Source organism: Desulfobaculum sp. SPO524 (assembly GCF_044987625.1).
Lineage (GTDB): Bacteria > Desulfobacterota > Desulfovibrionia > Desulfovibrionales > Desulfovibrionaceae > Desulfobaculum.
The window spans coordinates 876163-894985 of record NZ_JBJDSB010000001.1 but is presented as its reverse complement, the minus strand read 5'-3'; the positions used below and the strand labels follow the sequence as shown (position 1 = coordinate 894985).

Sequence of the window (18823 nt, the reverse complement as noted above, 5' to 3'; positions counted from 1 at the left end):
GTTGGGGCATGTTTGGGGCGGGGCGAGACGCAGGCCGCGAGAAAAAATTTCCCCCGGCATAACAAAAACGCACCAGAAACGGCATGCGCGAGGACGCGCCGCCGTCTGGTGCGGTGTTCGATTGGTCTGAGGGGCGCAGGGGCGCCTGATGCAGTCCGGATGGTGAAATGTGTATCCTTCATTCTAGGCGAGGGCTACGAGGTCGTAGTCCTGCGCCTCCTCAATGCTGGCACGGATGAGCCGCCCGGAGGCGACGTCCGGCCCTGAAATATACGTGATGCCGTCCACTTCGGGCGCTTGGAACCACACGCGGCCCTCATACAGCCCTTCCCACTCGGGATGGGGGCGGTCCACCAGCACGTCCATGTCCAGCCCTTCGTGGCTGGCAAGAAGCTCTGCGCTGATGTCCTGCTGCACGGCCATGAGTTCATTGCGCCGCGCTTCAATAACGTCCGCCGGAACTTTGCCGGGCAGGTCGTGGGCGCGGGTTCCTTCTTCGTCACAGAAGCCAAACACGCCAAGATGCGTGAATTTGGCCTCGCGGACAAAGTCCACAAGCGCCGCAAAGTGCGCATCCGTTTCGCCGGGGTACCCTACAATGATGGATGTACGCAAGGCCGCAGAGGGGAAATACTTGCGAACGCGCTCCAAAACAATGCGCGGATCACGCGCGAAAGGGCGCCCCATGCTTTGCAAAATGTCCTGATGCGAGTGCTGAAGCGGAATATCAAAATATGGCAGCAACGGACGTCCCGCGTCCTTCATAAACGACAGCAGGCGGTCCGTGAGGCCACCGGGGTACAGATACATGGGACGCAGCCACTTGAGGCCGTCGATGGGAAGCAGGCGCTCCAGCAGGGGAATGAGCCCATCCTTGTGCCCAAGGTCCATGCCGTAGGCCGTCAGGTCCTGCGCCACAAGGACGAGTTCGGGAACGCCGGCGGCCACAAGCTCGCGCGCTTCGCGTTCCAAAACGTCCAGCGGGCGGCTGGCAAGGCGGCCGCGCAGGCTGGGAATGGTGCAGAACGAGCAGGCGTGGTTGCAGCCCTCGCTCACCTTTATATAGGCAAAGGACGGTCCCGTGGACAGCGCGCGCTCGTAGGGCGCGGGCTCATAAACCGGGCGGCCAAGGGCCTTGGCGATGGCTTCGGGCCAGTGGTCGGTCTCCAGTGTCTTGAGCCACAGGTCCACCTCGGGGATTTCCGGGATGAGTTCGTCGCGGTAGCGGCTGACAAGGCAACCCGCCACCGCAAGCACGGGACGCGGGTCCATGTCCGCGATGTCGTCGGCCAGTTCGAGGATGGTCTCGACGGATTCCTTCACTGCCGGGGCGATGAAACCGCAGGTGTTGATGAGCACCACGTCGGCCCCGCGCGGGGACTCCGCGGGCACAAAGGCTGGGTCGAAGCTGGCAAGCATGCGCTCGGTGTCCACACGGTTTTTGGGGCAGCCGAGGCTTATGGAATAGATGCGTACGGGGTTCATTAACGTCCTTCTTGGATGGGGTGCGGTCTGGCGCGGCGGTGCCGTGCGTTTCCGCTAGCAGCGTCGTACCCTACTTGAAGTTGCCTTACAAGCCGCGTACAACCAGAAATGAGTCAGAGCGTGCACTGTGGAGCGAGCAACTTGCCCGGAATCCTGTGGAATCGACGCCGGAGGCCCTATGCATCCCAATTTTCGCCCGAGCGGGGGGGAGGATTACAAAGTTGCCATTGTGGGAACGGGTGCGCCGTTCTCCTTCCTTATTGATGCGCTGGAGCGCAGCGGCAAGGGCGGACGGGCCGGGCGGTCCCTGTTTGCCGCCGTCATTGCCCCCGGACTTGCCGGGCCGGAGGCCAAACGTCTGAACGCGCTGGGGCTGGATGTGTTCCCGGATGCCACGGCCATGTTCCGAACGCATGGCGATGTGAACCTTGTCTTTGACCTGCGCACCGATGATGAAGCCGTGGACGACACCCTGCCCGGGGTGCCCATGGAGGTGCCTGTTATCGCCATGCCCACGGCGTCGCTGCTCATCGAAATTGTCACAGGCATGCCGCCGCCCGGCGGCAGTGGCGTGCGCCGCTCCCACTCGCGCGAACTTCTCAATACCATAATAAACGAAATGGAAGAGGACATCCTGCTGCTGGACCCCAGCGGCCGTGTGCAGGATATGAACCGCAACGTCTTCGAGCGCCACGGGCTGTCCAAGGCCGACTTTATCGGCCGCCATTGCCGCGAGATTGAGGCCGCGGGGTTTTGCCAGCGTGGAGAGGATTTGTGTCCGTTTCAGGAGACCCTGCGGACCGGGCAGAAGGCCGAGGCCGTGCACACCCGCGTGGATGAAACGGGCCGGGTGCTCTATTACCGCGTGTACACCTATCCCGTGCTGTCGCGCGATGGCGAACTGACCCACGTGGTGGAGGTGCGCCGCGACATTACGGACCGCACGCATACGGAGCAGCAGCTGCTGCAGGCCCAGAAGATGGCCGCCCTTGGCGAGTTGTCCACCTACGCGGCCCATGAAATCCGCAACCCGCTCTTTGCCATTGGCGGTTTTGCCAACTCTCTGCTGCGTTCCACCAATTTATCGGAGCGCGAGCGCGAGAAGGTGAACATTATCCTCAAGGAGTCGCGGCGGCTTGAGGAAATCCTCAAGAGCATGCTGAATTTTGCGCGCCCGACGGACGGGGCCAGTGCCGTGGTGGATGTCAACGATGTGGTCACCGACGCGGTGAATCTGATGCGCCATGGCTATGAACAGCACGGCATCACCTTGCAGACGGAGTTGGACTCCGGCATCGCCAACGCGCAGGGCACGCCGGAGCTTATTAAGCAGTGCCTCATCAACATGCTGAAAAATTCCATGGAGTCCATGCACGAGAGTGGGTGGGTGTCCGTGGTGACGCGCATGTCCGGACGCTGGGTGGAGCTGATAGTACGGGACAATGGTCCCGGTATCCCGGTGGAGATGCAAAACAAGGTCTTTAATCCGTTTTTTAGCACCAAGGACAAAGGCTCCGGCCTTGGGCTGGCCATGACGCGCAAGATTGTGGACGACCTTGGCGGCAAGCTTCTGCTTGAGAGTACGCCCGGCTCGGGCACCAGCATAACCATGCGCCTTGTGCCCGTGGCCGCCGTGGAGGACCCGCTGCTGGACGAGGAGCCACTGCCGGAGTAAGGGAGGGAAGTCCCGCCGCAGGTGGCGGGCCCAACCTCAAAAGACACCGGAAGTTCAGAAGGAGGGCGTCTTGAGCGCTGTTGTATTGGCGACCCGCAACACAGGAAAAATTGCTGAGCTGTCGCAGATGCTTGAGGGCTTTCAGCTTGAAGTGAAAGGATTGGACGATTTCCCGGAAATAGGTGAAATCGAAGAGACGGGCGTGACCTTTGAGGAAAACGCCCGCATAAAAGCCAAGACCGTGGCCGAGGCCACCGGCCTTGTTGCCGTGGCAGACGACTCCGGCCTTGAGGTGGACGCCCTTGACGGCGCCCCTGGAGTCTACTCCGCCCGCTACAGCGGCGAGGATGCCACAGACGAAAAGAATAATGCCAAACTGCTGGACGCCCTGTCCGGCGTACCCACCGAGCGCCGCACCGCGCGGTTTCGGTGCGTTATGCTGGCCTATGCCCCGGGCGGCGAAGAACTTGCCGCATCCGGCGCGTGGGAAGGGCACATCGGCGAAGCACCGCGCGGCACCAACGGATTCGGGTACGACCCGCTTTTCGTGGATGCGGACAGCGGCAAGCACTCCGCCGAGCTTTCGTCCCAGCAAAAGAACGCCCGAAGCCACAGGGGCAAGGCCCTGCGGCAGCTTCTGGCGGATTGGCCCGCATTCTGGGCCAAGGTGAGCGCCTAAGCCGCCACGCCGGAAGCGATTCGACAGAAACGAGCGCGCCGGGCCGCATGGTCCGGCGCTTCCTTCGGACGCCAACAACGGAATCGCGAATATGTGTGGAATCATCGGATATTCCGGTCACAGACCTGCTGTGCCCGTGCTTGTGGAAGGACTCCGCCGCCTTGAATACCGGGGGTACGACTCCGCCGGTGTGGCGTATATTGAAAATAACGAACTGACGCTCCTGCGCGCCGAGGGCAAGCTCTCCGCCTTGGAGAGCAAAGTTGCCGGGTGCAGCCACCATATGGCGACCTCGGGCATTGGGCATACCCGCTGGGCCACCCATGGCGTGCCCGTGGAACGCAACGCCCATCCCCACCGGGACAACTCCGGCGAGCTCGCCCTCATCCACAACGGCATCATTGAAAACTATCAGGAGCAGCGCCAGTGGCTGTCCGAGCGGGGGTACACCTTTGCCTCGGAGACGGACACCGAAGTGTTGGTGAACCTCATTGCCGAGGGCCGCAAGCACACGGAGACGCTCCAGAAGGCCCTGAGCTGGGCGCTGGAACGCGTGGAAGGCGCCTACGCCATTGCGCTGATGAGCATCCACGAGCCGGGCACCATCTATGCCGCGCGTCAGGCCAGCCCGCTGGTCTTTGGCAAGGGCATTGGCGAAAACTTTGTTGCGTCGGACATTCCGGCCTTTTTGCCCTACACGCGGGAAGTGGTTTTTCTTGAGGACGGCGAGATGGTCACCCTGACGCCGTCCAGCTGGGAAGTCTGCGACGCGCGCACCCTCGCCCCCATTGAAAAAGAGGTGCACACCATTACGTGGGATGTGCAGGCGGCCCAGAAGGGCGGCTACAAGCACTTTATGCTCAAGGAAATCTCCGAGCAGCCCAAGGTGGTGGCGGATTGCCTGACCGGGCGTGTGGACGCGGCGTCCAAGGCCGTGACCCTGTCCGAACTGGAGGGCACCACGCCGCCCAAGCGCCTGCATATTCTCGCCTGCGGCACCTCCTACCACGCGGGGCTGTGGGGCATGAATCTTATCGAGTCGTGGGCGCGCATTCCGGTGCGCGTGGAAATCGCCTCGGAGTTCCGCTACCGCGACCTGCTCCTTGACGAGGACGACGTGGTGCTGGCCATCAGCCAGTCCGGCGAAACCGCCGATACCCTTGCGGGCATGCGCCGCGCCAAGGAGATGGGCGCAACGGTCATCGGGTTGTGCAACGTGGTCGGCTCCTCGGTCTCCCGCGAGGCGGACCACGTCATCTACACGCAGGCCGGTCCGGAAATCAGCGTGGCGTCCACCAAGGCGCTGTGCAGCCAGATGACGCTGCTTCTGCTGTTGGCCCTGCACTGGGGCCGCCAGAAGGGTACCCTCTCCGCCGAGGTGGAGGAGCGCGCCGTAACTGGCGTGATGGGCATTCCGGGTATTCTGGAAGCCGAATTGCCGCGCATGCGTGAGCGCGCGCAGGAGCTGTCGCGCAAGTATTCCGCGTCGCGCAGCTTTATGTTCCTTGGCCGTGGACTCCAGTTCCCGCTGGCCCTTGAGGGGGCGCTCAAGCTCAAGGAAATCAGCTATATCCACGCCGAGGGCTACGCCAGCGGCGAGATGAAGCATGGTCCCATCGCCCTCATCGACAAGGAATTCCCCACCTTTGCTCTGGCCCTGCACGACGACCTGTTCCCCAAGGTGAAGTCCAACCTCGAAGAGGTCCAGGCGCGCGACGGCCGCATCATCGCCCTGACCCATCCGGGGCTGGACATTGCGGCCGAGGACGTATGGGTCATCCCCGAGGTGTGGGGCCCGCTCAACACCTTCCTCGTGCTGCCGTGCCTGCAGCTGTTCTCGTACGAGGTGGCGGACTATCTGGGCAAGGACGTGGACCAGCCGCGCAACCTCGCCAAGTCCGTGACTGTGGAGTAGCCGGGGCGGGAGCGTGGGCCGCCAGTCGGTCCGCGTGGAAACGTGGCCGCCATGCGCGGCGTAAAGAGCGTCTTATCCTGCGTATGCCGTCCGGTTGGGCGGCATATGCAGAACACGAGTGGGCGGCTGAACAGGGGCATTGCGCCGCTGTGAAAGCCGCCCATAGTGCATTCTGCGGCGCATTCGGTGCAAGGAGCCGCCCTTGCGTGCACTGGTGCCAGAGCGGGGGCCTACCGCCTTCGTCTTCGCGCGTTGCGCCCGAGGCGGCGCGGCAGAATCGCCGAGGACACCATCATTGAAGGAAGACCCCATGCACCAGCCCACAGACGCGATAGTTCGCGTGCTTCAGACCGATATCAACCTGCGGCTAGCGGAGCCGGAGGCGCTGGTGCTGTTGGCTCGTAGGGCCAGGCAGCTCCAGTTTGCCAAGGGGGAGTACGTCTTCCACGCGGGGGAGGCGGCGACGCATTTTTATTTGATGCAGCGCGGCAGGGTTATCATGTCCAAGGAGGCGCCGTCCGGCCGGTCGTTTACGTACTTGGTGGCGGGGCCGGGGATGTCCCTGAGCGGGATTGCCTGCTTTAAGGACGGCCCGCGTCTGTTCACCGCCCGCGTGGTGGAGGACGCCACGGTGCTCTCCATCCCCAGCGCCGAATTCCGGGCGTGGGTGCAGGACAATCCTGCCGTGGCCATTGGCATCCTCGGCACTATGGGGGACATGCTGAACGGCGCGTACACCCGTGTGCTGGACCTTATTGACGAGAGTGTGGAGACGCGCGTCGTCAACGTGCTGCGCATGCTCCATGCCCGCCTTGGCACCGACCTGCCCCTGACCAACAGCGACATTGCCGAAATGACCGGAACCTCGCGCGAGTCCGCGGCGCGTGTCGTCTCGCGTCTGCAGGCGGCTGGAATTTTGTCCAAATCCCGTGGCCGCATCACCATTTGTGATCCGGAATGCCTCAGCGCCCCGTCCGGGCCGTTTTTCATCATTTGACCTTTTTGCGCCATCAGTGACCGCCGTCACTGCCACAATGCGGCCGCTCGTCTACAACGGCCTGCATTGGCAGTGGCACGGAATGCAAGAATGCGAATGCGTAAAACAAGGCGGTGTGCATGATGGCACAAGGGTATCTTTTGACGTTTTTTACCCAGCAGAACCGTCAGTACGACGGCAAGCCCCTTGCCGAATGGATTCTGGAACAGGCCAAGGCGAGGGGCGTGCGCGGAGCCACGGTGGTGTATGGCAAGGAAGGCTTCGGCCACGACGGCCGGTTCCATTCCGAAGGGTATTTTGATTTGGAAGACGTGCCCCAGCTTGTGACCATGGCGCTGACCGCCGAGGAGTGCGACAGCCTCCTCGCTCATTTGGACGCCGCCGGGGTGCGTGTGTTTTACGCCAAGGCGGAAGCGACGTTTGCCTTTACCTCTGGCCCCGCACCAAGCGAGCGGCCCGCCTGACCCACCCCGCGCGGGATATTTCCCCTCCCCATCCCTTTGCGTTGCCATGCTCGTTCTTCCCGTTCCCCAAGGGACGCGCGGGCTGGCGGCGCATACTCAGAAAAAGGAAACAGAAATGATTGGTCCGTATGTGAATGCGGCGGCCTTGCTGCTGGGCAGTGTCGCCGGGGTTGTGATTGGTCCACGCTTTAGCGCGAATATACGCAGCAGAATGCCCATGGTCTTTGGCTGCGCCTCCATGGGGCTTGGCGTTGTGATGATTGGCAAGGTGAAGCTGTTGGCCCCTGTTGTGCTGGCGCTGGTGGTCGGCTCGTTTTGGGGTGAAATCATCCGGCTGGAAGGCGGCATCCAGAAGCTGGCGAACAGGGCGCGCACGTGGATTGAAAAGCTGGTCCGCCCCTCGGGGGACGTGAGTCAGGAGGAGTTTTTGGACAAGTACGTGGCGCTGTTGGTCCTGTTTTGCATGAGCGGAACGGGCGTGTATGGCTCCATGGCCGAGGGCATGACCGGCGACCCCACGCTGCTTATCGTGAAGGCCATTTTGGATGCGTTTACCGCGCCCATTTTCGCGTCCACGTTGGGGCTTTCCGTGGGGCTGCTTGTGGTGCCCCAGTTTGTGGTGCAGGGGGCGTTGTATCTGGCCGCGGCGCTTATCCTGCCGCTGACCACGCCGGATATGCTGGCCGACTTTTCCGCCTGCGGCGGGCTGATCATGCTGGCGACGGGCTTTCGCATCTGCGGCATACAGCAGTTTCCCGTGGCGAACATGATTCCTTCCCTTTTTCTTGTGATGCCCTTTTCGTGGGGGTGGGCGCAGCTGTTTGTGGCGCCATAGCGCCGCTGGAGCGCGCCAAAGGAAAAGGCCGTTTCCACCTGTTGTCTTAGCGGGCGGAAACGGCCTTTGTGGTGCGTGAATGCTGGCGCTACTGCGATTCCAGCTTGTTGATAAGGGCGATGAGCTGTTCTGAGAGCTGTTTGAGGGTGCCCAGGGCGTCTGCCGCGGAGGTCATGTCCGTGGAGATATCCGCCGCGATGGCGTTGATGTCCTCCATGGCGCGGTTGATTTCCTCGCTGGAAGCGGACTGCTCCTCGGATGCGGTGGCGATGGAGCGGATTTGGTCCGATGTCGCCTCGACAATACTCATGATTTCGTTGAGGGCGCTTCCCGCCTCCTTGGCAAGGTCCATGCTGTGGCCAACGGCGGTGGTGGTGCTCTCCATGCCCTGAATATTCTGGGCACTGCTGTTTTGGATGGCGCGGACGGCTTCTTCCACTTCCTGCGTGGCGTGGACGGTTTTTTCCGCCAGCTTGCGGACCTCGTCCGCCACAACGGCGAAGCCGCGCCCTGCATCGCCGGCACGGGCCGCTTCAATGGCGGCGTTGAGGGCCAGCAGGTTGGTTTGGTCCGCGATGTCCGTAATAACGTTCATGATATTGCCAATGCCTTTGGCGTGCTCGCCAAGCTCCTGCAGGTTGGCCTTCATGGTGTCGGAGAGGGTGTTGACCTCGTCAATGGAGGCCACCAGTTCGGAGACCTTGTCCACGCCAAGGGAGGCCTTCTGGTTGGAGGAATCCGCGCTTTCCGCCGCGAAGCCGGCATTTTGCGCCACTTCCAGCACGGTGGCGTTCATCTCTTCCATGGCGGTGGCGGTTTCGCCCACGCGGTCGCGCTGGCGGGTGGTGAAGTCCGTCACCCGCTCCACCTTGCCGTCCATCTGTTCCGCCGCGCTGACGATGTTTTCGGAGATGGACTTCAGGGTGTTGGCGGCCTCCTGCATGCCTTGCTGCCGCGCGCATTCGGCTTCTTCTCGGGCGGCTTCGGCGTCCTGCAGGGCGTCCTTGGCGCTTTGGGCGGACTCGGCGGCTTCCTTCTCCTTTACTTCCACTTCGCGGATGGTTTGCTTGAGGTTGGTCACCATCTGCAGCACCGCGTTTTTCAGCTCCTCCAGCTCGCCGGTGAAGGAGGCGGAGCCAAAGGAGGACTCAAGGTCCCCGGCGCTCACGCGCTCGGCAAAGCCCTGGATGACCTTGACGGGCGTGATGAGCTTAATGCGGATGACAAAGAAGAGAATGAGGATAATCAGCGTATCCGTCACGATGGTGTTCACGGTAATTTTGGTGATTTCCGCGGCGATGGCTTCCTTGAGCGAGGCCTTGCTGAGGTACACTGTGACCGCGCCGATGGGTTTTTCCTCACGGATGACTTCTGCGGTGCTGGTGACAAAGTCGCCTGTGGGCGGCTCCGTAATTTTCTCGGTTTCGTCCGGCCCTGTTTTGGACAGGGCGAGGAAGATGCTTTCGCCGCCAGTTTCATGCACCACCACGGCGGACAGGTCTTCATCCTGCATTTCGGACTGGATGAGCCGGACGCCGAGTTCTTCGTCGTAGTCCCACATGGGCGTGACCATGCCGATGGCGAGGCGTCCGGCCATATAGGTGGCGGCTTTGCTCAGTCTGGCGCTGAGCTGGCTGCGCGTTTCGTAATAGTCGCGGACGCCGAATCCAAGCAAAATGGCTGTGACAACGGCGACAAGGATGATGATGATTTGGAATTGAATACTTTGATTCAGAAGCCTTTTCATGGGTCACCGTTCCGTTTTGTCGTGATGATTGTGCTTGCGCCCCGAATGTGCCGGGGCCGCACCGCGGGGGCGCTGTGCGGTGCGGCCGCTGTGGCAGTGTGGGTTATTGGTTCAGGAAGCTGGCGACGATGCGGTCAATCTCGCCACTATCCTGCATGGCCTTGATGGCCGCGTTGAACTTGGCCACGAAGTCCTGCTTGTAGGGCGCGTCAAAGTCGCGGGAGAATGCCAGATAACCGTTCTCGGTATTGATCTGGGTACCTTTTTTGATGATGTCGGAGCTGATGCCCATCTGGCTCATGGTGTACCGGATGGAGGCGTCGTCGTTGACGTAGGCGTCAATGCGTCCGGCCTTCAGCTTTTTGAGGTTGGCCTCGTTGTCTGCGGCTTCCTCAATCTTGAGCCCTTCGGTATCCGGCACGGAGAACCCGGCGTTGATGCCGATGGTGAGGTCTTTATAGTCGTCGGGCCAGTTGGGGCGGGGGGAGGTCAGCACTTCGGCGCGGCAGTAGACGGCAAAGCCTTCTTCCAGAATGGGGTCGGACCATGGCTGAATCCACGGGCGCAGTTTTGGGCGGTAGTAGGGCGGGAAGGCCGCAAAGCCTTGGCCCTTTTCAATCAGTTTCATGGCGCGTTTCCACGGCACCAGCTCGATGGTGACATTGTAGCCGTCCATGCGTTTGAAGGCGGCTTGGAAGATTTTGACGTAGATGCCGTCGGGTTGGCCCCGGTTTGAGAAGGAATAGGGCGTATAGGAGTCGTCACCATAGACCGTGACGCTCTGTGCCGCCTGCGCCGCATGGCTGGCCAGCAGGAGGACGGCACAGGTGATGGCAAGAAGAACAACCTTTTTCATTACAGCCTCCAAATTTTGGTAGTTGGGGGATACATAGCTTCCAATATGCCTTGGGGAGCAGGTTGTGTAAACTGGGGCGCGGTGAATTTTGGCGTCCAATCAGCGTTTTGCTGGCTATGTGTTTGGTTTTGCATGGGCTTTGCGGGGGAGGATATTGCGACGCAGGGAGGGGGGCGTTGCGGCAGGCTGGGGCGAGGATTTTTTGGTGTTATGCAAGGGGGTTAGGCGGTGATGTGGCGCGCACGGCGTGCGGGGGCTTTTCATCGCCGGGCAATGCCAGTATGTTCCGCGCCATGCCGACAGTATCCCTTTGTGACGTCACGCCGGACATGGTGCAGTGCGCCGGGCCATGCGCCCGGTGCGGTGTGGAGCATGGCCTGCCCGTAGGAGGGGCCCTTGCCCCGGCCCACGCCCTGTTTGAGCGCCTTGAGGCCCTTGGGCGGGTGGATATTGATGCGCCCAGGGCGGGCGCCGACCCACGCTTTGCGTTGGACTATCTGTGGGGCGAGGCGCGGGGGCAGATGTTTGGCGTGCTCAGCTATGTGGATGCCAGCGGCGCGTCCGGCACGCTCAGGGCGTTTTCCGGCCAGTACAATGGCGCGTGGGAGGTGCCGGGGTGGACGCCGCCGGTCCTTGACGTGGCGGCCTTTCATGCGGTGAGTGATCCGGTGGAGCCGCAGATTAAGGCCATTGGCCGCGAGATGGCGGCATGCACCGACCCGGAGCGCCGCGCCGCGCTGAAGCGTCGGCGCCGGGCCATGTCGCAGGGTCTGATGCGCGACATCCACGCCCTGTACCGCCTGCGCAATGGCGCAGGCGAGGTGCGGCCCATGACGGAGATTTTTCTCGCGCCCGGCGTGCCTACCGGGGCCGGGGATTGCTGCGCGCCCAAGCTGTTGCAGCATGCCGCGCGTCTTGGCGTGCGGCCGACGGGTATTGTGGAATTTTATGTGGGGCGGGAGAACCGCTCCGGAACGCGCCGGCACGGGATGAGCTATGCGGCCTGCGAGGGCAAGTGCCGTCCCCTGCTGGGCTTTATGTTGTGCGGCCACGCCGCCGTAACGAATGGATGATCACGCCATGACCGATGCGCTTTCCCTTGATATCTTGCACGCCGACCCCAAGGTCGTGGTGGTGAACAAACCAAGTGGCCTCCTGTCCGTGCCCGGTCGCGGGCCGGAGAATCAGGACTGCGTGGTCACGCGCGTGCAGGCGATGTTTCCCGAGTGCCGCAAGTTTCCGGCGGTGCACCGGCTGGATATGGATACCTCGGGCATTTTGGTGCTTGGGCTGACGGCGCGCTCCAACCGCGAGTTGTTTCAGCAGTTTCAGCAGCGGCAGGTCGCCAAGCGCTATGTGGCCGTGCTTGACGGCGTGCTGGAGGCGGAAGCCGGCGAGGTGGACCTGCCCCTGCGCCTTGATATCTACAACCGGCCCTATCAGGTGTACGACCCGCTGCATGGCAAGGCCTCGCGCACTGTGTGGCGGCGCCTTGGCGTGCAGGATGGTTTGACGCTGGTGGAGTTTACCCCCAAGACCGGGCGCACGCACCAGCTTCGCGTGCACGCCGCGCATCCCCTTGGCCTTGGCCTGCCCATCGTGGGCGACAGGCTGTACGGCAGTGGCACGGGGCCGGGACAGCTGAAGCTGCACGCGGAGTACCTGCGCTTTACGCATCCAAAGACCAAGGAGGTCATGGCCTTTACCACGCCGCCAGCGGCGGATTGGCCATCCTTTGCGCGGGAGCTGTGCGCCGCGCGTGATGATGTGGAGGCGTAATGGCGCGTCCATGTGCAGAAGGCCCGCCGGAGGTATCCGGCGGGCCTTCTGCGTTGTGGGGGGAAAAGAGCGCCCCGGGGATTGGGGCCGGGGCGCGTCTGGTTCCGGGAGGGGAGAAGCGGATGCCCGGTGTGCGGCGCACAGCGCGCCGCGTCAGGGAGTATGCACCGGGCATGGGTGTTTCCGCATTGGAGGGCTTGGTGTTCTTCCCGGAAATCAGTCCGTGGACTGGGTCGCCACCTGAACGCCGGAAGAGGTCGCCCCGGCGTAGGTGGAAAGGTCTACTTCATTTTCGCTGCGCGCCACGATGAGGGACGTCATGGCGTCGCCGCTGATGTTTACGGTGGTGCGGGCCATGTCCAAAATGCGGTCAATCCCGGCGATGAGGGCGAGGCCTTCCATGGGCAGCCCAAGGGCGGAGAGGATAAGGGATAGCATGATAAGCCCGGCGCCCGGAATGCCCGCCGTGCCAATGGAGGCCAGCGTGGCCGTCAGCACAATGGTGGCGTAGTTGGCGGCGGTGAGGTCCACCCCGTAGGCCTGCGCCACAAACACGGCGCAGATGCCCTGATAGATGGCGGTGCCATCCATATTAATGGTGGCCCCCAGCGGCAGGATAAAGCTGGCAATGGGCTTGGACACGCCAAGGTTCTGCTCCGTACACCGGATGGTGGCGGGCAGGGTGCCGGAGCTGCTGCTGGTGGAAAAGCCCACCAACTGGGCGTCCAGAATGCCGCGGAAGAAGCGCAGGGGATTCAGGCGCGCCACCAGCGCCACGCCCCCGCCGTACACCACGAGGATGTGCACAAGACTCCCGGCGAACATCAGCAGGATGATTTTCGCCAGCGGGAGCAGAGTGTCCACGCCGTATTGCGCCACCACCTTGGCCATGAGGGCAAAAACGCCAACCGGGGCAAAGGCGATGACGATGGAGGTCATGGTGTACATGATGTCCGCAAGAGAATGGCAGAACCTGCGGACCGGCGCGGCCTTGTCCCCGGCAATGTTCATGGACACGCCAAGCAGCACCGCAAAGGCGATAATCTGCAAAATGTTGCCCTGCACCATGGCTTCCAGCGGATTGGTGGGCACCACGTCCAGCAGAGTGTCCACAATGGAGGGCGCGTCCTTGGCGGCGGCTGTCTCGGCGGCGTGCAGGTGCAGTCCTGCGCCAGGGGCGGCCAGATTGGCAATGGTCAGGCCGATGGACACGGCAAAGGCCGTGGTCACAAAATAGGTGAGAAAGGTCTTGGCGCTGATGCGCCACAGCTTTTTCAGGTCGCTCATGCTGGTCATGCCCGAGACCAGCGAGGCAAAGACAAGGGGCACGATGAGCAGTTTGATGCCTTTGAGGAACAGGGTGCCAAGTGGCTCGACATACGGGGTCAGGGTGGGGAAGACGAGTCCGAAGAGCACGCCGATGACCATGCCGATAAGGATTTTCATCCACAGTTTCATATCGTCCTCCGCATGGAGTCTCCCGCTGCATGGCGCTGTGTACGGCGCCGGCGTGCCTGTGCGGGGCTGTGGTTGTGGTGGAGCGCGGTCCGTCTCATCCGGGGACGGACCGCGCTCGCCCTAAGGGATACGAGGTGCTTATTTCCTACCAGAGAACAGCCGTTTGAAGGCATGCAGGCCCATCTTGCGGCGCAGGAAGCCCAGCTGGTCCTGCAGGGGCAGGCCCTTGGGGCATACGTCCTCGCACGCAAGCAGACCCATGCATCCAAAGATGCCCTGGTCGGTGCCGATGATGTCGAAGTAGTCCTTGTCCGTGCGCTTATCGCGCGGGTCGATGACAAAGCGGCCGATGCGGTTCAGGGCCACTGCGCCAAGGAAGTCCTCGCGCATGCGCGCCGTGCCGCAGGCCGCAACGCAGCAGCCGCATTCAATGCAGCGGTCCAGCTCGTACACGGCTTCGGCGGTGTCGTTGTCCATGCGCTCTTCGGGCGCGGCGGGGTCGAATTCCTTGTCGGTGTGGACCCACGATTCGATTTTGCGGTTCATGTCCTGGAACCACACGCCCGTGTCTACGGCAAGGTCGCCGATGCACTTGAAGAAGGGCAGGGGCAGCAGGGTGATTTCGTCCGGCAGGTCCATGGTCTTGGTGTGGCAGGCTAAACAGGGACGGCCGTTAATGACCATGGCGCAGGCGCCGCAGATGCCAGCGCGGCAGCAGAAGTCGAACTTGAGGGATGGGTCCTGCTCCTCGCGCAGACGGTTCAGGGCGATGAACACCGTCATGCTGGCGGTTTCGTCTATGGTGTAGGTCTGCATGCGGGGCATGGTTTCGCCCGCCTGCGGATTGTACCGGAATACGTTGAAAGTCAGTGTGCGCGCCATGGCTTAGGCCTCCTTGTCGTCTGCGCTGATAATCTTGCCGCCGCCATAGCCACGGTCTCCCGGAGGGATATTGAAGACGGTGGAAGCCGGTTCATAGTTTAGGGTGGGCAGGTCGCTGCCGTCCTGCCATGTGGCAAGGGTGCGGACCAGCCAGTCGCGGTCGTTGCGTGCGGGGTAGTCCTCGCGGGCGTGGGAGCCGCGGCTTTCGCGGCGCTCCAGCGCGCCGTAGGCCACGCACAGGGCCAGCTTGACCATGCCGGGCAGGTTGAGGGCCAGACGCAGCTCGTCGTTGGCGCCGATGCCGTCGGACGTAAGGCCGATATTGCGGGTGCGCTGGTGGATGGCCTGCAGGTCGCTGACGGCCTTGGAGAGGCCCGTCTCGTCACGGAAGATGCCAACGCCTTCCATCATGGTGTCCTGCATCAGGCGGCGCAGTTCATAGACGTTCTCGGTGCCGCCGCCGGAGATGAGGGTCTGGATGCGCTGCTCTTCCTTCTTGCGGAAGCTGTCCGCCTCGCTGGTGCTGAAGCGCACGTCGCAGCCTTCCAGAAACTCCACGACCTTTTTGCCGACAATGCGTCCGGCTACAACGGTTTCGGACAGGGAGTTGCCGCCAAGGCGGTTAAAGCCGTGCATGTCCCAGCAGGCGGCCTCGCCCGCGGAGAACAGGCCGGACAGACCGTAGGCTGCGCCGTCCTTGTTGGTGCGGATGCCGCCCATGGAGTAGTGCTGGGTGGGGCGCACGGGGATGGGCTGGGTGATGGGGTCCACCCCAAGGAAATTGTTACAGATCTCTTCCACTTCGCGCAGCTTGTGCGTGATGTGGTGCTCGCCAAGGTGGCGGATATCCAGCCACAGGTGGTCGCCGTAGTCGCTGGGCACGCCAAGGCCCTTGCGCATATGCTCCGTCATGCGGCGCGAGACCACGTCGCGCGAGGCCAGCTCGGCCTTTTCCGGCTCGTAGCTGGGCATGAAGCGCTCCATGTTTTTGTCCAGCAGGGTGCCGCCGTCGCCGCGGCAGCCCTCGGTGACGAGGATGTTGGACGGCACAACGCCGGTGGGGTGGAACTGCACGGCCTCCATATTGCCCATGGGCACGATGCCGGTGTTTAGGGCAATGGACTGGCCGCCGCCCTCGCAGATGACGGCGTTGGTGGACTCGCGGTAAATGCGGCCGAAACCGCCCGCCGCGATGACCGTGGCCTTGGCGAGGTAGGTGCGCAGCTCGCCTGTGCGCAGGCAGCGGACGATGGCGCCCTTGCACTGCTCGCCGTCGTGGATGAGGGCGATGGCTTCGGTGCGGTCGTGCACTTGAACACCCTTGTGCATGGCGCGGTTGTCCATGGTGTACAGCACGGCGTGGCCGGTGCCGTCGGAGGTGTAGCAGGTGCGCCACTTGGCCGTGCCGCCAAAGTTGCGTGCGGTGATGAGGCCTTCGTTCTCCTTCTTTTCCGTCTTGGAGAACTTCTTGCCGCCTTGGAAGTAGTCGTCGGTTCCGGCGACCACGCGGTTCCACGGCACGCCCCAGTAGGCCAGCTCGCGCATGACGATGGGCGCGGTGTCGCAGAACAGGCGGGCCACTTCCTGATCGCAGCCCCAGTCGGAGCCTTTGACCGTGTCCGCAAAGTGGACGTCCGGGCCGTCGCCCTCGCCCATGGCGCAGTTGCCAAGGGCGGCCTGCATGCCGCCCTGCGCGGCGGACGAGTGGGAGCGCCGTGCAGGGACGATGCTCAGACAGATGGTGCTGTAGCCGGCCTCGGCGGCCTCGATGGCCACGCGCTCACCGGCAAGGCCTGCGCCAATGCACAGGACGTCGGTATATATGATGTCACTCATGTCGTGTTGTCTCCTAGATGCTGATGCCCGCGAAGGTCAGAAGCGTGATGAGGCCGATGAGGATAAAACCGCCGGTGATGGCGTATTCCAGCTTCTGGAAGTTTTTGCGGCCGCTGCGGCCCACAAAGCCCCACTTCACGCCGATGCGGTAAAAGCCGATGCCCACGTGCAGTTCGGCCATGGGCAGCAGGATGAGGTAAAACCACATCCATCCGCCTTCCTGAATGCGGGTGGCGCTTTTCACGGACGTGATGGGCAGGTCCGTGAGCACGGTCCACAGGTGCACCCCGGCCATGATGAGGATGACCATGGCGCTGACGGCCTGCACAATCCACAGCCACGTATCCTTGTGGCGCAGCATGCGGGCCTGATTCCACATGCCCTTCTGCTGCGTGGAGGTGACGGGAATTTTGCGGATGGCCAGCACAAAGTGGACGAGGAAGACGACGCCGATGAGCGGACCGCCAATCTGGGCCATGTAGGTATATTCCAAAAATGCCGCCAATGCGTCGAAGACGCCCGCGCCAAGGTTGACGCTGGCGACCAGCAGCATATGGCACCACATGAAGACGATCAGGGCGGCGCCGCTGAGCATTTGCAGCCAGTCCATATAAGCGGAGGTGTTGCCCTGGATCGACGCGGGCATGGAGATGTCGGTCTGCATGGTTTCTTCCTGATTGAACGTTTAACGGGTTGCTGGGTGTGAAAAACGAGTCATCGCGGCGCTTGGATGGAATTTGCCAAGCGCCGCGATGCGCCGAAATACAGTTAGAACATCACGCCCGCAAGCATGAATCCAATGCCGATGGCGCCGACGGTGGCCACCAGCCCCGGCAGCATAAAGCTGTGGTTCAGCACAAACTTGCCGATATGCGTGGTGCCGGTGCGGTCAAAGTTGATGGCCGCGACCACGGTGGGGTAGTTCGGGATAAAGAAGTAGCCGTTCACGGCCGGGAACATGGCGATGAGCGCCGGGGCCGGGATGCCAAGGGCGATGCCCAGCGGCATCAGCGCGCGCACGGTGGCCGCCTGCGAAAAGAGCAGGATGGACAGCACAAACAGCGCTATGGCGAAGGTCCACGGCGCGGCGGTGACCATGTCCTGAATATTGCCGCTGAGGAACTCCATGTTGCTGCTAAAGAAGCTGTCGCCCAGCCACGCAATGCCGAAGATGGCGATAACCGCCTGAACGCCCGCGCCAAAGACGCTGCCCTCGGCCAGCTTCTTCACATCCACACGGCTGATGAGCAGGATGAGCGCGGCCACGGTGAGCATGATGATTTCAATGGCGCTGGCCATGCTCATGCGTTCCATTTCGCCGCTCACGTTCCACGAGGGGCGCAGTTCGGGGCAGGAGCCAAAGAGCACGATGGACAGGGTGCCCAGCAGGAACAAGCCCACGGAAATCTTGGCATAGCCGGGGACCTCGGTCTCCTCAACGGTTTCGCCGGCGTTGGCCTTTTCAATGGCGGCGCGCAGGCTGGGGTCGTTCAGGCGGCGCAGGTATTCGGGGTCCTTCATGAGGTCCTTGCCGGTCCTGTTGGCGATGAATGCGCCAATCATGCAGGCCGCAAAGGTGGAAGGCACACAGACCATCATAATGTCCGACAACTGCACGCCCATGCTGGCCGTCATGCCCAGCAGGGCCACGGTGGCGGCGGAGATGGGGCTGGCGGTGATGGCCTGCTGCGAGGCGATAACCGCGATGGACAGCGGCCGCTCGGGGCGGACCTTGGTGTTGCGGGCCACCTCGGAGATGACGGGCAGCACGGAGTAGGCCACGTGGCCCGTGCCGGCGAAGAAGGTGAAAATATATGTGACGATGGGGCCGAGGAACGTAATCTGGTTTGGGTTGCGGCGCAGGATGCGCGCGGCGATGTTGACCAGATAGTCCAGCCCGCCGGCGGCCTGCAGCGCGCCGGCGGCGGTGACCACAGCGGCAATCATCAGCATGACGTTGATGGGCGGGGCTGTGGGCTGCACGCCGAAGAAGAAACTCAGAACGGCCAGACCAAGGCCGCCCATGACGCCAAGACCCACGCCGCCAAGGCGCGCGCCGATGAAGATGGCGGCCAAAACGATAAGCAGTTGTATCCAGAACATACCTTAACTCCCTTGGGTGGTGTGGTGGTGAAGCCTCTCGGGTGGCGACGCGGGGCGGACGGACCTCTCGCCAAGTCTGTCCGTCCCCTGCTGCGGGCTGATGCTCGGTCAG

The 18823-nt window shown here is 62.7% G+C and carries 16 protein-coding genes; 8 read left to right on the top strand and 8 right to left on the bottom strand.

Going from position 1 to position 18823, the window contains the following annotated elements; translation table 11 throughout:
* Nucleotides 1–183 precede the first annotated feature (183 nt).
* A complete protein-coding gene (gene rimO, locus ACI3L3_RS03700; RefSeq protein WP_404843745.1) occupies nt 184–1485 on the bottom strand; it encodes a 30S ribosomal protein S12 methylthiotransferase RimO in 1302 nt (433 codons plus the stop codon).
* A 178-nt stretch (nt 1486–1663) separates the two neighbouring features.
* Between rimO and ACI3L3_RS03695 the strand changes: the two genes are divergently transcribed.
* From ACI3L3_RS03695 to ACI3L3_RS03670, 6 genes are all read left to right on the top strand, one after another.
* Nucleotides 1664–3160, top strand: coding sequence for a nitrogen regulation protein NR(II) (locus tag ACI3L3_RS03695; protein WP_404843744.1), 1497 nt, complete (start codon nt 1664–1666; stop codon nt 3158–3160).
* Nucleotides 3161–3230: 70 nt separating this feature from the next.
* Nucleotides 3231–3839 (top strand): XTP/dITP diphosphatase, encoded by a 609-nt coding sequence (locus ACI3L3_RS03690; protein WP_404843743.1) that lies wholly within the window; start codon nt 3231–3233, stop codon nt 3837–3839.
* A 91-nt stretch (nt 3840–3930) separates the two neighbouring features.
* Nucleotides 3931–5754: a glutamine--fructose-6-phosphate transaminase (isomerizing) gene (gene glmS, locus ACI3L3_RS03685; protein ID WP_404843742.1), complete on the top strand. Its 1824-nt coding sequence runs from the start codon at nt 3931–3933 to the stop codon at nt 5752–5754.
* Nucleotides 5755–6064: 310 nt separating this feature from the next.
* A complete protein-coding gene (locus ACI3L3_RS03680) occupies nt 6065–6751 on the top strand; it encodes a Crp/Fnr family transcriptional regulator (RefSeq protein WP_404843741.1) in 687 nt (228 codons plus the stop codon).
* Between the two features lie 119 nt (nt 6752–6870).
* Nucleotides 6871–7215 carry a DUF190 domain-containing protein gene (locus ACI3L3_RS03675; RefSeq protein ID WP_404843740.1) on the top strand — a complete coding sequence of 115 codons (345 nt, stop codon included), beginning with the start codon at nt 6871–6873 and terminating at the stop codon, nt 7213–7215.
* Between the two features lie 115 nt (nt 7216–7330).
* Complete coding sequence (locus ACI3L3_RS03670) at nt 7331–8050, top strand: DUF554 domain-containing protein (RefSeq protein ID WP_404843739.1); 720 nt, start codon at nt 7331–7333, stop codon at nt 8048–8050.
* An 88-nt stretch (nt 8051–8138) separates the two neighbouring features.
* On the opposite strand, the gene ACI3L3_RS03665 is transcribed toward ACI3L3_RS03670, so the two are convergent.
* A complete protein-coding gene (locus ACI3L3_RS03665; RefSeq protein ID WP_404843738.1) occupies nt 8139–9797 on the bottom strand; it encodes a methyl-accepting chemotaxis protein in 1659 nt (552 codons plus the stop codon).
* 103 nt (nt 9798–9900) lie between these two features.
* Nucleotides 9901–10653 (bottom strand): substrate-binding periplasmic protein, encoded by a 753-nt coding sequence (locus ACI3L3_RS03660; protein ID WP_404843737.1) that lies wholly within the window; start codon nt 10651–10653, stop codon nt 9901–9903.
* Between the two features lie 293 nt (nt 10654–10946).
* Between ACI3L3_RS03660 and ACI3L3_RS03655 the strand changes: the two genes are divergently transcribed.
* Both ACI3L3_RS03655 and ACI3L3_RS03650 read left to right on the top strand, forming a co-directional pair.
* Nucleotides 10947–11726: a hypothetical protein gene (locus ACI3L3_RS03655; RefSeq protein ID WP_404843736.1), complete on the top strand. Its 780-nt coding sequence runs from the start codon at nt 10947–10949 to the stop codon at nt 11724–11726.
* A gap of 7 nt (nt 11727–11733) precedes the next feature.
* On the top strand, nt 11734–12432 hold the full coding sequence (locus ACI3L3_RS03650; protein ID WP_404843735.1) for an RluA family pseudouridine synthase: 699 nt from the start codon (nt 11734–11736) through the stop codon (nt 12430–12432).
* 216 nt (nt 12433–12648) lie between these two features.
* Here ACI3L3_RS03650 and ACI3L3_RS03645 read toward each other — a convergent pair whose 3' ends face one another.
* From ACI3L3_RS03645 to ACI3L3_RS03625, 5 genes are all read right to left on the bottom strand, one after another.
* Nucleotides 12649–13890 carry a dicarboxylate/amino acid:cation symporter gene (locus ACI3L3_RS03645; protein WP_404843734.1) on the bottom strand — a complete coding sequence of 414 codons (1242 nt, stop codon included), beginning with the start codon at nt 13888–13890 and terminating at the stop codon, nt 12649–12651.
* Between the two features lie 138 nt (nt 13891–14028).
* Nucleotides 14029–14772 (bottom strand): fumarate reductase iron-sulfur subunit, encoded by a 744-nt coding sequence (locus ACI3L3_RS03640; protein ID WP_404843733.1) that lies wholly within the window; start codon nt 14770–14772, stop codon nt 14029–14031.
* Nucleotides 14773–14775: 3 nt separating this feature from the next.
* Nucleotides 14776–16608 carry a fumarate reductase flavoprotein subunit gene (locus ACI3L3_RS03635; RefSeq protein ID WP_404843732.1) on the bottom strand — a complete coding sequence of 611 codons (1833 nt, stop codon included), beginning with the start codon at nt 16606–16608 and terminating at the stop codon, nt 14776–14778.
* Nucleotides 16609–16621: 13 nt separating this feature from the next.
* Nucleotides 16622–17272 (bottom strand): succinate dehydrogenase/fumarate reductase cytochrome b subunit, encoded by a 651-nt coding sequence (locus ACI3L3_RS03630; protein WP_404843731.1) that lies wholly within the window; start codon nt 17270–17272, stop codon nt 16622–16624.
* A 104-nt stretch (nt 17273–17376) separates the two neighbouring features.
* On the bottom strand, nt 17377–18711 hold the full coding sequence (locus ACI3L3_RS03625) for an anaerobic C4-dicarboxylate transporter family protein (protein WP_404843730.1): 1335 nt from the start codon (nt 18709–18711) through the stop codon (nt 17377–17379).
* Between the last annotated feature and the right edge of the window lie 112 nt (nt 18712–18823).